General features: G+C 40.3%; 10 protein-coding genes and 2 pseudogenes. 5 read left to right on the forward strand and 7 right to left on the reverse strand.

Annotated features, from left to right (window positions below; translation table 11 throughout):
- The 4 genes and pseudogenes from ACE1CC_RS04600 to ACE1CC_RS04615 form a co-directional block, all read right to left on the reverse strand.
- A pseudogene (locus tag ACE1CC_RS04600) lies at positions 1 to 693 on the reverse strand (hypothetical protein); the annotation flags it as partial.
- Positions 690 to 1,235 (reverse strand): hypothetical protein, encoded by a 546-nt coding sequence (locus ACE1CC_RS04605; RefSeq protein WP_413269294.1) that lies wholly within the window; start codon positions 1,233 to 1,235, stop codon positions 690 to 692. The pseudogene ACE1CC_RS04600 and the gene ACE1CC_RS04605, both read right to left, overlap by 4 nt.
- 25 nt (positions 1,236 to 1,260) lie before the next feature.
- Complete coding sequence (locus tag ACE1CC_RS04610) at positions 1,261 to 1,971, reverse strand: hypothetical protein (RefSeq protein ID WP_413269295.1); 711 nt, start codon at positions 1,969 to 1,971, stop codon at positions 1,261 to 1,263.
- Between the two features lie 2 nt (positions 1,972 to 1,973).
- Positions 1,974 to 2,906 (reverse strand): hypothetical protein, encoded by a 933-nt coding sequence (locus ACE1CC_RS04615; RefSeq protein ID WP_413269296.1) that lies wholly within the window; start codon positions 2,904 to 2,906, stop codon positions 1,974 to 1,976.
- Positions 2,907 to 3,049: 143 nt separating this feature from the next.
- Here ACE1CC_RS04615 and ACE1CC_RS04620 point away from each other — a divergent pair.
- Positions 3,050 to 4,534: pseudogene (locus tag ACE1CC_RS04620) on the forward strand (IS1380 family transposase).
- A gap of 183 nt (positions 4,535 to 4,717) precedes the next feature.
- Here the strand turns inward: ACE1CC_RS04620 and ACE1CC_RS04625 are convergent.
- On the reverse strand, positions 4,718 to 5,278 hold the full coding sequence (locus tag ACE1CC_RS04625) for a helix-turn-helix transcriptional regulator (RefSeq protein ID WP_413269297.1): 561 nt from the start codon (positions 5,276 to 5,278) through the stop codon (positions 4,718 to 4,720).
- Between the two features lie 75 nt (positions 5,279 to 5,353).
- Between ACE1CC_RS04625 and ACE1CC_RS04630 the strand changes: the two genes are divergently transcribed.
- Together ACE1CC_RS04630 and ACE1CC_RS04635 are read left to right on the forward strand one after the other, a co-directional pair.
- The gene (locus ACE1CC_RS04630; RefSeq protein WP_413269298.1) at positions 5,354 to 5,806 is read left to right on the forward strand and encodes a cupin domain-containing protein; all 453 of its coding nucleotides are present in this window, start codon (positions 5,354 to 5,356) and stop codon (positions 5,804 to 5,806) included.
- A 44-nt stretch (positions 5,807 to 5,850) separates the two neighbouring features.
- Complete coding sequence (locus ACE1CC_RS04635) at positions 5,851 to 6,246, forward strand: VOC family protein (RefSeq protein WP_413269299.1); 396 nt, start codon at positions 5,851 to 5,853, stop codon at positions 6,244 to 6,246.
- 23 nt (positions 6,247 to 6,269) lie between these two features.
- Here ACE1CC_RS04635 and ACE1CC_RS04640 read toward each other — a convergent pair whose 3' ends face one another.
- Positions 6,270 to 7,487, reverse strand: a complete 1,218-nt coding sequence (locus ACE1CC_RS04640) for a saccharopine dehydrogenase family protein (protein ID WP_413269300.1) — start codon at positions 7,485 to 7,487, stop codon at positions 6,270 to 6,272.
- 119 nt (positions 7,488 to 7,606) lie between these two features.
- On the opposite strand from ACE1CC_RS04640, the gene ACE1CC_RS04645 reads away from it, so the two are divergent.
- A complete protein-coding gene (locus tag ACE1CC_RS04645) occupies positions 7,607 to 8,110 on the forward strand; it encodes an MAPEG family protein (protein WP_413269301.1) in 504 nt (167 codons plus the stop codon).
- The gene (mobV, locus tag ACE1CC_RS04650; RefSeq protein WP_413269302.1) at positions 8,107 to 9,756 is read left to right on the forward strand and encodes a MobV family relaxase; all 1,650 of its coding nucleotides are present in this window, start codon (positions 8,107 to 8,109) and stop codon (positions 9,754 to 9,756) included. Before ACE1CC_RS04645 ends, mobV begins: the two co-directional genes overlap by 4 nt.
- An 82-nt stretch (positions 9,757 to 9,838) precedes the next feature.
- Here mobV and ACE1CC_RS04655 read toward each other — a convergent pair whose 3' ends face one another.
- A complete protein-coding gene (locus tag ACE1CC_RS04655; RefSeq protein WP_413269303.1) occupies positions 9,839 to 14,356 on the reverse strand; it encodes a HEAT repeat domain-containing protein in 4,518 nt (1,505 codons plus the stop codon).
- Between the last annotated feature and the right edge of the window lie 30 nt (positions 14,357 to 14,386).

A 14,386-nucleotide genomic window follows, 5' to 3' on the forward strand; every position in this document is an offset into this window, starting at 1 on the left:
TGCCATTACCAAGTCAATCAAATCTCGTTCTTGTTCAGGCTGAAGTCGAACATTAGAATCAACGCGCACTCCCAAACCGTTAGCACTAAATTTGAGAACTGTTTGCCCATCTCGATCGCTAAGAGTGTAGTTCTTACCATCAGCCCGTTTAGTTTGCGCCGGATATTTAAAATCGTAGAGGCAGACGGGGAAACCTTGATCGAGTGCCGAACGAATCAAAGGGTCAATCACGCTGAAGGTTTTTCCCGAACCCGCTGCACCTATAGCACAAATCCCCCTTTGGGCATCTGGTACATATAAAGTCGGTGTCGCGGCGAATGTTTGCATTGTTCGCTGCTTCCAATTTAACTTTTTAATTAGTCCAGCAGTTTCCCATTCTTGACGCAGCTTTTTTGTCATTAGATTTGGTGTGCCAATATAGAGAGCAACGTTATTGCGCGTTACTGTTCGCATCTGTTTTTTGGCAACCTTAGCAGCACGGATTTTCTCTTTTCCACTTCCCCAGTAGCCAGTAGCAAGTTTGCCTTTCTTACCAACTCCATTGAGTAATTGTAAGGCGATCGCAAAACCAAGACATCCTAATAACATCAACCCACTGGGAGATTGAAGTTGGTGAATTAATTGTTGGGCTGTAGTTGATTTGTAGAGATTAGAATTGTTCGATTGAGCTAAAACTGTAGCGTTAATCTTCATAATTCAATTTCCTTAAGAGACTGATTTAATAACAGTAATTGTCCTGAATTCAAACAAAAATGACTGCTACTAACTAACTCGTTATAATTTTGTTGAAATACATCTAAACAGGGATAACCGTTTCTTTTTTCGGCACTTTGAACTAACAAACTAAATCCTTTAGGTAATTGGGGATTAAGCATTAAGCTTAAAATGTTTTGACCATCGGTTGTGTAAGCACTATATAAACAGCCAGCAGTACCGCATACCTTGAGAGTATGGAAATCAAATACGAAATATTTATTTTCCGCTGCTAAAGTAACTACTTTAACTTGATTTACATCCGGGAAATTCTCACTATTGACGAGTTGAAAGTTCTCTGTTAAAACTTTTTGTAATAAAGCAGATTCAACAACTTGTCTTGCAGGTTGCCAGGTCAATAATGTGGCTTTTGTGACTTGCGTTTTAGTCAGGAAACCCCAACCAAAAGCAATAATTACTATCAAGCTGACTAGAATTGCCAAACCAAAGCGATATTTAGCCAAAATTTTGATTTTCATCATCACATTCTCATGTAAATTGAAAAAATTACTGACAACCCATTGAGCGCAAAGCTTGTTCGTAATTAGCTCTTGTTTTCTGACCGTAAGATTTAACAGTTAGCGGAATATCCTCAAGAGAAAGTTCGCCTAAAATGGGGGATTGTTGCAAAAGTTGACCGATGGTTTGATTTGAATTGAATCCTTGCGGAAGAGAAGCAGCTAATAGGTCATTAATTGGTAATACTTTCGCAATTTTTGCATCTTTCAAAGTTGGGATAGCTTTGACCAAACTAGTAATAGTTTGGAATTTCATCGTTCCCAAATCAGCTAATTTCAAATGGGATAAATCTAAACCAACCAGTTGAGCGATCGCCGCTAAATTGAATTTCTGAAGATAAAAAGCTGATTCAAAATCGCCCAGTGTTAAAAAAGTTTCTGGCTTTTGACCTGTTATCCAACTACGTGATGGGTCGAATCCTAATTGAGAAACGATATCTGAGGGTACAGTAAAACCTCCATTAGATAAAGCTCCAGGTAAGGAACTAAAATTAATTTGGCTCCAATCGGGAATCGCTGCATTTTTAAAGGTTGTGGTTGGAATTGCTGCTACTGGTTGGTTATTAATTGGAAGTTGAGCCTGCGTAGAAGTTAAGAAAAGTCCGCTTAATACGAAAGCGAAAATAAATCCCAAGCATCCTTGACCAAACCGTTTAAATTCCTTACTATGGAACACCTTTAGTAAAAAAGTTACTAACATATTCAATCGACTCCTCTGGAAATTCCTGGTGTTGGATACCTAGAATTTTGATAGTTAGGTACTGATGTTGGTGCTATTTGTAATCTACTATTAACGCCATTACTAATGCCTAAATTGTGTAAGCGCAACACTACTTTGTCAGATAATCCAGAAAGTGTTGCGGCTGTCTGCAAAGGTGTACCTGCTTTCAGCCGGAGTAAAAAACTATCAATGCGATACCAAAGTCGGGAACGGGGTTGTAAAATTCCTTGCGCCAATGCAACTTGTACGCCTGTTGCGATCGTATCGTATCCTATCGAAGAATTATTTTGGCTGATGTTATTGGATAGCGTAATGTTATTGGAATAGCTGGAAGTTGGCACAACTTCAACTGTATTGTAATTTGGATTTCCTTGTCCTTTTATTAATCGAAAGGTATAAACATTTCGCTGTTGACCAGAGTTAGTAACAACAGTTAGTAAAGTACTTGTTGTTGGGTAAAGTCCAGGGAATCTGAGATCGCGAATGCGGCGCAAATGTACGATTTGTGCGCCAGGACGATCGCACTGACGACTGCGAGGAAGATCTTCTAAACAACCATCTACATCTAAAGTTGCATATTGTGGGTTATCCAACCAAATTTTTTCGATAGTTTCCCCGGTGGGAATAAAACTAATATTGAGTCCATAACCTGGTACTAAAGCAAGGGTTGGAGGTTTGGCTTTGGCTCCCATTGCTTCTTGTCGATCGATGCGACGCAAAGCTGTAAATTGTTGCCGTTCTTGAGCCAATGTTGTTTGAGGAAAAGCAGCAAAAACTTCCAGAACGAAACTAGGTGCTAGTCCCGCATTTCTCACAAAATGTGCGATCGCTAACAGCAGAAGCCTTACAGGATAAGGATTTGAATCGTGCGAACGCCCAGTTAAGAGATCTAACAGTGTGTGAATTGGTATCAACGCAAAATTATTAGGGATTAGACAGGGAAAAAATCAAAAATTTAACTGCAATTTTTCCGAATAGTTAATTATTGGAAGATCACTTATAAGATAAATAAAACCTGCTATAATTAAGGAGTAAAAGATATAGTTTTACTCCATTTATGACTCCTAATTCTCGAACAAAAGTCAGTAATCAACTCCATTTAGGAAAACATAAAAGCCAAGAAATAATCGCTGATTTTTCGGGAGGGAGAATCACCTCAGATGCCGGAATTATCTTAATAGCAGAGTTAGATAAAAAGCTGAAAATTAGCAAGCAATTCGCTGATGGTTTTCAAGATTATAGAAATTCCTCTTATATAGATTACTCAGTTGAGCAATTAGTCACCCAAAGAATTTATGCACTCGTCTTAGGTTATGAAGATGTCAATGACCACGACAAATTACGTGATGATGCAGCTTTAGCTATAGGCTTAGAAAAAATTGATAAATTAGAATTAAATCAAGTCAGTTTAGCCGGAAAAAGTACAATAAATCGACTAGAATATTGTCCCGAAACTATTCTCAATCAATAAAATAGTCGTTACCATCGGATTGAACATGACCCGAAAAAAATAGAAAAACTTTTTATTGATATCTTTTTACAGTCTTATAAAAAGCCTCCTGAGCAAATTATTTTGGATATGGATGTCACAGACGATCAAGTACATGGCAATCAAGAGGGAGCTTTTTTCAATACTTATTATCAAGGAGTTTGTTATGCTCCTTTATATATTTTTTCTGGGCATCATTTATTAGTAGCCAAGCTGCGTCCCTCTAATGTAGATCCAGCAGACGGAGCATTAGAAGAACTACAAAGAGTGATTGGATTAATTAGAAAAGAATGGCCCAATACGCGGATTTTAGTACGCGGGGATAGTGCTTATGCTCGGGAAGAAATATTTAAATTCTGTGAAGAACAAGAAGGCGTTGAATATGCGATAGCTATGGCAACTAATAGCCAATTAAAGTTCAGAGCTAATCAGACAATTGCGAAAGCTAAAAATGAATACTTAAAAAAGCTTGAACCGATTGTTGAATTAATGGAAAGTTTGTTTGAGAAAAATGAAGATTTAGAAGTAGTCAGAACGTTAGTTCCTAGTTCAACTTGGTATCGTTCTTTAACCTACCAAACCGAAAAATCATGGAGTCGTCCTAGAAGGGTTGTTACTAAAGTTTGTTATGGGAGTGAAGGCTTAAAAATTCGTCATGTTGTGACCTCTTTACCCGCTGCAAAAATCCCCCCATCAAAACTTTATACCGATAAATATTGTCCGAGAGGGGAGATGGAAAATCGCCTGAAAGAACAACAATTAGATTTATTTGCTGACCGCACTTCAACCCAAACATTTCACAGTAATCAATTAAGACTTTGGTTCTCATCAATAGCATACATTTTAATGCAAGCTTTTCGGCATCATTGTTTATCTAGAACTTCTTTTTCTCAAGCCACAGTTGGCACAATTCGTTTGAATTTTCTGAAGTTGGGAGCGAGAATTACTGTGAGTGTCAGACGAATTCTAATTGCTATTACCAGCGCTTGTCCTTTTCAAGATATTTTGTCCATTGCTTATTCTAGAATTCAAGCAATTCCCGATACTGGTTGATTTTTTTAAGGGAACTTGCTCAATTTCATAGTTCTTTAATGACTGACAATATATGCGGTCAATTTTCTTATGAGAACTAATTTGAATTTAGTTGATTTTTCCGACAATTTAGTAACGGTTTGCTGAATTTAAATTAAAATTTTCTCTTTCGACTGTTCCCAAATCCCTGGTTTTTCAAAAAGTTCAACTTTTTATCCCCAAATCAGCTTCTTGAATCAGTTTGTGAGAAATGCGGGAGATGGGACAGTGGTTTTCTATTAGTAGAAACGATCCATCTGGATTACTTTGTATTTGAGCCATGTAGCCTTCATTAGTCCGAATCTGGGCTAACTTATTCAAGCGTTGCAATAGGTTTCGTTTCCCTTTCATTTGCTTGGAGTAACCTTCAATCTGTTGTCGAGTCCGAATGGAGAGCAACTGCTCTAACCCTGCTTCCCCAAAGGCTTCTTTTACTGATTTGAGTAGACTTAAGGTAAGTTCTGCGTATCCTTCTGGGAAAAAGCGTGAAGCTGATGTGGTTAACTGCCATAACTTTGCAGGTCGCCCCATTGGGCGGGGTTGTTCCTGATAGGTGACTAACTGTTCTTCTTGCAAGGCATAAAGATGCTGCCGCACTGCCATTGCTGTAATCCCTAAGCGGGAGGCGAGGGTTTCGGCATCTAGGCTACCCTCTTGCTTTAATAACTGTACGATCGTCCGCCTTGTCCGAGTAGCGGTTAAGAGAGGAAGTGTTTTTTTTGTCATACTTACAAACTAAAGAACTCTCTTTATAAAGTCAATGTCATACTTGCCAAACCTTTAAATTATCAGGAGATTTCCATGTCACTACCTTTGATCTTGCAACCTGGAGAAGGGCGTTCGGTGCAAATTCGCACTAGTACCTGTACGTTTAAAGCCACAGGCAAAGATACTCATGAACATTTTGGATTGTTTGAATTTGTCATGGAACCAGGAGCATTAGGAGCCAGTCCGCACATTCACAAAGAACTTACGGAAATGTTTTATGTTGTCGAAGGCGAAATTGAACTGGTTTTGGGCGAACGTCGAGTCGTTGCTCAACCCAAAGCTTTTATGTTGGTACCAGAGAATACACCTCATGGGTTTTCTAATGTTGGACAAACTCAGGCTACCCTTCTGATTATGTTTTGTCCGGCGGATTCTCGCGAGCAGTATTTTGAGGGGTTGGCACAGTTGACGAAAGATGGGCGACAACCTTCTCAAGAGGAACTACTTGATTTGATGCAGCGGTTTGACCAATATCCGGTTCTTTAATCTGAAGATATTCAGCTTTCAAGAAAATATGGAGATAGCCAGAAATGTTGTCAGGAAAAATTTTGCGGGTTGCTCGCCCAACCGATCGCTTAACTGAAGTAGTTCACTTTTATACTGAAGGTTTAGGGCTACAGATCCTCGATCGGTTTGACAACCATGAAGGTTTTGATGGGGTAATGGTTGGCATACCTGGAGAAGCCTACCATTTTGAATTCACGCACCATCGCGGACACACTGTAGGTGAGGCTCCTACTCAAGATAATTTAATCGTCTTTTACCTTCCGAACCAACTCGAATGGCAACAGGCAGTTGAGCGAATGAAAAAAACGGGTTATGAACCTGTCATATCTTACAATCCTTATTGGGACAACAATGGAGTCACTTTTGAAGACCCAGATGGCTACCGAGTAGTTTTACAGAATGCTGATTGGAGTTTGTAGTCGAGGCTACTCACTTTTTGGATTTATTTCCCAACTTCAATGGTCATTCCAGCTTGACGTAACCTTTGAGCCAAAACATCACCTAACCCGGTTGCTGGAGTCAGAATACCTCCCCGCTTCTCACCTCCTGGTAGTTCGTTGGTTTGCTCTGCCAAACTCAAGGCAGATTCACACAAGAATTTGACGGTAGCCCGGTTGCCTGGATCTCCTTGATCTCGAATCAATCCGCGCACTTTGCGTCCGTCAACACCAGTACCTATCAGTTCGCAAGAAAACCAACCTTCATTCATTGAAAGTTCATTTGGGCCACTACCAGGTTGGGGTAGTAGGGGTTGAAGGAGCGATCGCACAACTGGTTGCTGCAACGCACTCGTAAACAATGCCAGTCCAGCGTTAACACTCGTTGCTTTTAACCTAGCCAGAGGTTCATCGAATTTGAGATACTCTTGATATGTAAAATCTGAACTGTATGGCTCCTGCCATTGCTCGTATAAAGCACTACTGCGGCGCACAATGCGGGTGTTGACGATTCCCATGAAGAAGGGAGCAACCCAGGTATTGAGATCCGAGTCAAAAGTGGGGGTTTCTGGGTCACGATTTTGCTCAATCTCAGTTTGACTATGATTCCCTGGTGGGTTGAGCAAAAAGGGATCTTTTAACTGTTCTGTTTGATTGGAATCATACAAGTTAAAGGCGGATGCCAGTGTACCTCCATTAAAGCCACCATAAGCTTGAAAATAGGCATTGACAGATTTGCAGGGTATTCCTAATTCTTGTTGCAGGTGACGCACAACTAGATAGGTGCCGAGATCTGAGGGGATAGAATCAAAGCCACAACAGGGAATGATTCGAGTGCCATCGAGGGCTGCTTGGGTATGATAGCGATCGATCAATGTTTTCACCCAAGGAGTTTCCCCGGTAATATCTACATAGTGGGTTTTGTAGCGCACGCAGGCATCGACAAGGGAGTTGCCGTAAAGAGCAAAGGGTCCGGCTGTAGTCAGAATTACCTTTGTTTGAGAGACTATTTTATCTACTGCTTCTTGATCCTGGCTGTCAGCAACCAAGACATCTACTGCGACACCGACTTGAGAGCGAACTGCTTCCAATTTTGGGCGGTTGCGTCCGGCGATCGCCCAACGGGTTTGCTTCGAGGTATGATCGGCGAAGTATTGCACGGTTTGCTTACCCACGAAACCACTTGCACCATAGAGGACGACATGATAGGGACGATCGGACATGGGAGGTATACTCCTGAGCAACTACACCTATACTGGTCACTTTAACTTGTGTGGCTATTGTCTGCGATCGGCTTAATGGATTAATCTCAAAACAGAAAGTTGAATCTTTTACCAAGTTAATGTCTGCACTGATTCCGATTTCTACTTTTTTTATTGGCTGTCACGGGTTACTGGCGTTAGGTTTATCTTATCAGGTAGTCATGGAACGCACCCGAACTCGCATTTGGCATGGAGCTACAACTACTGAAGTTGCTTCACAACCTGATTATCTCAAAAATCCTAATGCCTGGGCTGCTTTTGTGGAGAAACTGACGCAACAAACTGTTGTGACAAAACAAGCAGATGATGGAGTGTTGCAGCGAAAGATTAGGGCTTACGGCAATTTTACTGAGTATGTTCCGATCGCTTTATTATTTCTGGTGGCTCTGGAATTAATGCAAGCTGCAACTGGTTTGATTTGGATGCTTGGTGCAATGCTAATTGTGGCACGGATTGCTCATGCTTGGGGACTGATTCAAACTTATGGCCCTTCACCGGGACGAGCGATCGGCTTTTTTGGCACTTGGTTGGTTTATATTATCGGTAGCGTGGCTTGTCTCTACTATAGCGTGCAGCAATTTTGATTCCTGAGTCAGGAAGAACTCCTAATGCTAACCCTGATGTTAAAAATATCAGGCTGATTGGAAATAGCGATGACCCTCCCTTGGATACTTTAGTTAGAGCCAAAATCGGTAATCAAACTATTCGCTCTAATGCTGTCTTAGCGGTTGAGATACTGCTTGGAGCTTCTCCTGATTACTTCCGTCCCGATTGTTCCGCCGCTCCTGGTAGCTACGACAAAGAACGCTTAGAAAGGTGGAAGCTTGCCTCAGTCAACTGGTTATCTTCAGAATATGGCGATCGAATTGTCAGAGCCGAATTGCACTTAGATGAAATCACACCGCACATCCACGCTTATTTGGTTCCTTTAGATGAGCAAGGTAAACTTAATTGTCGGGCGCTATTTGGTAGCAGGTATCAACTATCGTCTCTGCAAGATAGTTATGCCGCTGCGCTTTCACCTCTAGGGATAGAACGAGGGATTAAGGGGAGTCACGCTACTTATACGAAAATCAAGGAGTATTATTGGTACGTCAACCAAGAATCGCCAGAGCTTCACTGTTTCCGCTCTCTTCCCTCACCACTTCCAACTGAATCTACCATTGGATACAAGCAGCGGGTCGAACAATTATTGCAACCTAGTGTAGATGTCATCGATAGCCAACTGAGCGATCGCACTCTCGCCAAAAAGCAAAAGCGCGATGCCGAGCAAAAAGCAAAAGCTTCTGAACGAGAAAGGCAGAAGCTAGAACAACGTCTCAAGGAATTAGTTGCCCAAAATAAACTTTTACAAGCACAAACTGACCAATTGCGCGACTTATCCCTTTTAGATGTAGCTTACGAGTTGGGGCTTGATTGTGCCGGGAGCGAGTACATTTGGCACGGTCACGGATACCAATTTAATATTACCGAGTCTCAATTCTCCGACCTTACAGGCAGTAAGCGTGGCAATAATGCGCTCGACCTGGTAATGCAGGTTAATCAATGCGGGTTGGAGGCGGCGCAAGTTTGGTTGGCTGACCGCTTTGGCATCCAAGGAATGCTCCGAGCTATCACTCATTATGCTAGGGAACAAGCCCAACAGATTATAGCAATTGAACCTACTCCCTCTTTTGTACTACCTGAGTCAGTAGAAACTCAGTGGACTGCGGTGCAGAATTATCTGACGCGGGAAAGACAAGTGCCTCAGAATTTGGTCAATGCTTTGCATCAGAGCGGTCTAGTCTACGCTGATGTTTCTGGTCATGCGGTGTTCGTGATGCGTGAGCTTCAGGGACAAGTAAATGGGGCAATTGTTTGGGGAACTGATGGTCAATGTTTAGTCCCTGGAAGTAAACGGTCTGCGGGTTGGTTTTGGGTGGGACTCAATGGCAGTGAAAGTTCATCGATACAGAGAGTGGCTCTAGCCTCCTCTCCCATGATGACTCTTGAACTGCTTGCCTCTGAGTATTCCTCTAACTCTAATACAATCTATATGGCTGTTGATAGCGATCGTTCTCTCCCGATCAATTTTCTTTCCACTGTGCCACAGGTGGTTGTAGCAGATGACAACAATCCAGATCATCAGCAATGGCAACAGGCAATTATGCAACTTTTACCACAGGCTACTCGCATTAGGTCAAAAGCTACAAGAACGATGCAGCAACGTGAGAACCGAGAGTTGGACTAGAACGCAGATAAGAAGTGGACTCAGATAGCGATCGCCAAATCAAAATAAACTCTAAATTGAGTGTATGCTTCAGTTGCACAGTTCAAACTCTCGTCATATAGCGACTTAAACATCGCGTAACCAGCAGCCAAATAAGTCTCCCAAATATTAGCAGTACAAGCACAGGTGGAGCCAAAAGAAGCAGCACAAAAACTAAGAACCAGAATAAAGTTAGTTGCCACTTACCTCTTTGAGAAAATTTTAATACCCGCTTGTACCACTCTGGAACAGACCAAACATCCACAGGAATTTGACCTATTTGATTCCAAGTTGTCTTAGCTTCCTGAAATTTACCACTCCGTAAGTACAGGTTTGCTAAAGTTTGAAGAACAGTATATTCACCTGATTGGTCGCGGACTTCTCGTTTAATTTCCAAAACATTTTGACAGGTTTCAATAGCCAGATGGAATTGTTTTAGCGAACAGTAAGCATTGCATAATCCTGTTAAAGCGCTAGTCTCAAGTTGGCGTTCTCCCACCTTACTTGCCATTTCTAGTGCTTTTTCATGGCACTCAACTGCCTGCTGGTGTTGACCTTGAGAATGGTAGCTAATACCCAAATTGTTTAAGAAATTAATTTCGCTCTTTTGAGCATGAATATTTCTGGCAATTGCTATTGCTAGCTGATAGTAATTAACGGCTTTTTCAGGCTGTTTTAAAGAATCATAAACAATGGCTTCATTGTGTAAAGAATTTGCCTTACATTCGGGATAGTCATCTCCAGCTAGGCTCAGCTGCTGTTCATAATAAAATAAGGCTCGTTCGTATTGTTTGTGCGAAAGATAAACATTGCCTAACCGATTGAGAGCATAACATTCCCAGCGTCTATCGCGGAATTCTCTAGCTATGTCCAATGCTTGTTCATAGTATTTCATCGGTAGCTTATCTTTTTCATCGAATCCATAAAATTTCGCTAGATCTAGTACGTAATTTGCTTCCCTATTATCTTTGACAACTTCATTAATAATTTCTTGATATTTTTCTTCCCAAAGCAATTTTTTCGGTGTCGGTGCCGTCTCTTCTATTCGATATTCTTGATTATTCCATGCTTTATGAAAGTCTGGATAAAACATATTTTCAGCACATTGTATAAGAACTTTTTCTAAAGCTTCACGGCGTAGTTCGCTATTTTCTGTTTCATCGTGTAGCCAAAGCTCTTTTAATTCTATAACTGTCAAATCAAAATAGTTTTTTTGTAGTATCTTTTTGAGATTGCTAGCAGCTTTCTGAAAGATTTTTTGATTATTGCTGTTACACAGTAGTTGAATCATAATTTTAATAGTTACCGGATTTTCAGGAATTAACTCCCATAAGCTTACAGCAGCTTGTAAGCGCGTATCCTCATCCTGATTGCGATGCAGTAATTGAACTATGCCATGAATTGCTGCTAAGTTATTTTTACCAATCTTTTCTAAACTTTCCACAGCTTTTTGAAGCATTTCTTCATCCAGGCTAGTGCAAAGTACCTGAAACAAAGCATTAATTGCTTCAAGGCTATTATTACCAATTTTTCCTAAACTTTCCACAGCTTGCTGGCAAGTTCCTTCATCCTGACTGGTTGAAAGCACCTGAATCAGAGCGTTAATAGCTTCATAATTACCTGGAGCAATGTTTTCTGAGCATTCAATTGCTTCCTCTACAATATCTTTATCTTGGCTATTACGTAGCATCTTAATCACAAAAGCAATTGCATCCGAATTTTCAGGATTGGCATTTAGCAATATTTTTACAGATCTTAAACAAATTTCGTCATCTTGGTTTGTACGTAAAATTTCATTCAGCGCGGCAATAACCTCTGAATCTTTAGGAACAGCATTGAGTATAATATCAGCTATATCTAAACGAGTTTCTATATTTTGAGTAGCTTGAAATACTTTAAGTAAAGCTTGCACAATGTCTAAGTTAGATTTACTAATATTTTCTAATCCTTTGGCAATTTCTAATTTGATTTCCTCATCCAAATTAGATTGTTGTAATAACTCGACAATAGAAACTATTGAGTCTGGTTGATTGGTAATTACTTCGGTCAAGGTACTAGCCGACAGTAAACGAAACCACTGAATTTTACTATTTTTTATTTGGCTTACTAAAAATTGAATTAAATCGGCACTGTCAACTGCAATAGTTTGTAAGATGAAGCTAGTGAAAAAACAGGTGTATGCTATGTAATGAGTATATTTGAAATCCTCAATTTCCGGAGAAGCAATATCGCTTATTCTAGGTTTATAATCATAATTAATATTAACTATGTCGTAGTCATGCAAGTCAAAAGTTTCATTGAGATCCCAAGTCAAAGTTTCTGTACATAAATAATAAAATGAATTAAACTTAAACTTACTTAAGAAATTTTTATAATAAAATTTATCTAAATGTTTAATGGGTAGCAATTTCTCAATAAAAGCCAAGTGTATCCAAGCATCCTGAGCCTTGATTAAAATCTTAATTAGTTCTCTGATAGTGTAAGAATTCCCTTTACTTACATTTATTAAACTTTGAGAGGTTCTCCAAGAAATATAAAGGTCTGGGCTTGTGCGTAATAACTCAATTAAAGTGTTAATTGCATTAAAATTACCAAAGCCTACCTTTCCTAAGCTTTTAATAGCTTGCCAACGAACTATTGGAATTTCGGCAGTATTGATTAATTCAATTAACGCATTGATAGCACATTCATTGCCAGAACCAAGTTTTCCCAAACTATGAGCAACTTGTTGAATAACTTTTGGATCTTCGCTTGTATTTGACAAATTATATAAAATTTTAACAGCGTCTACATTATTACAATCTATCATTCCCATGAGTTGTGCTGTTTTCCAAATAACATTTAAATTTTGGTTAGTTTGTAATAAATTGATGAGAGTAGGAATAATTTCTGATTTTTCAGTACCAAAATATGCTAGCCAATAAGCAGCCAATAAACGAATCCAATCAGGCTCTTCAGGGCTTAGGAGAGTTCTTAAAAAATTCAATGTCTTAGTACGCTCAGCCTTATATATAATTAACGGAACTCCATTTTGGATATCAAAAAGAAATTCTTCTGAATCTTGCCAATAAGGGTTACGATTATCAACACACCACTCAACTGCACATTGCACAATTTCATCAGCCCGATCGCATTGGCTGAACTCCGCTACACCTTCTGATGCCAGAAGAAAAGCTTGACTATTAAAATATCTTCCACACTCATCTTCAAAGTCCACTAAAGCATCAATTAATCCATTTTTTTGTTCACTGGCAACTGTTTCATCTGGTTGACCTAACCATAACAATATCACTTCGCGCCACTGGCGATCAAAAACACGATATGTTCCCAGACTGGGATTACCAGGAACATGGTTGAAAAAGTAATGCCAATCTTTCACAGAAGTTGCCGCAAAGTATTCCTCAAACGTGGGATGAAAGAAGGCATACACCTTTTCTTTAATATCAGATTCCGCCGCAATTCCTACTTGATTCAGCCAACCAAGTTGCAGTGCTTTATAAAACAGAGAATTTTTATCCTCTGGTTCTCCCAATTCCTCACAGATGAAACTTTCCTTTAACCGAAAACGCGAACTGCTTTCTTCAATATCCCGTAGTGCTAACTCTCCCAAAGCTTTGTTTAATTCTCTTTGTTTTTCTCTACTGATGGGGAAAGCGCATTCTTTCCATTTATAGAACTGTTGCACGAACTGATAGTAAAGTGCTGCCTTAGTTTGAGGTAAATTTCCTTCCTCATTTTGCCAACTGCTGCATAATAGTGCTAACCGCAAGGGATTTTGCACTAAATCCCGCAACCGTCCCCGATCAGAGCTATCTAATTCTGTCTTTAACCGTTCCCCTTTAGCAGCATCCCTACTGTTAAACCAGTTATCGATAAACTGATGCACTTGTTGAGGATAATCAAAGTCTAGTAGGCGATATGTTTCAAGGGCTTCTAAAGCATTGGAATCAGCTTGCCAAACGTTCAAGCGACAAGTCAGGATGACTCGTGCAGAAGTTATCCATCCTGTTAGTTGGCGAGCAATAGTTTGGAGTGTATCTGCTCCCGATGCCGCAATCTCATCTACCCCATCCAACAGCAACCATACTCGCCCCTGCTGAATTTGCTGGGTAAAGTTGTTTTGGACGGCTTGGGTTAGTTGAGGTTCTGGAATCGCTTGAGAGAGCCAAGTCTGGCGTAAATAAGTCTGAAAGTCTGTGCCAGTTTGCTTCCAGTCAGTCAGTGTTATCCAGATGGGATAGCCTAAATTATTTTCTAACACCCAAAAAGCGATCGCTTGCAGTAGAGTTGTTTTTCCTGCACCCGGTTCTCCAATCAAAGCAATCTGCTTACCCTTGGTTTTACCTTCCCCTCGCTGCAAAACTTGAGTTAGAAAAGCTTCATGCTCGAAACGCTGTTTTTCCTGATATTGCGGTTCGTACAGTTTACTTCCCATTTCTGGGGAATAGGAACGCTCTCGTTTATCTGGTTGGGTTCGTTCTACTAAAGCTAGGGGAACATAAATCTGCTCGCGCTCAAATTTGGCGGCTTCGTTATGGTGTAGCAGGTAATTGCTAGTCAGCCGCCGCTGCTTATCGAGCATTTGATAACAGATATCGTGCCAGTTAATATC

Origin of the sequence: Floridaenema aerugineum BLCC-F46 (assembly GCF_041929345.1) — a bacterium.
GTDB classification, from domain to species: domain Bacteria; phylum Cyanobacteriota; class Cyanobacteriia; order Cyanobacteriales; family Aerosakkonemataceae; genus Floridanema; species Floridanema aerugineum.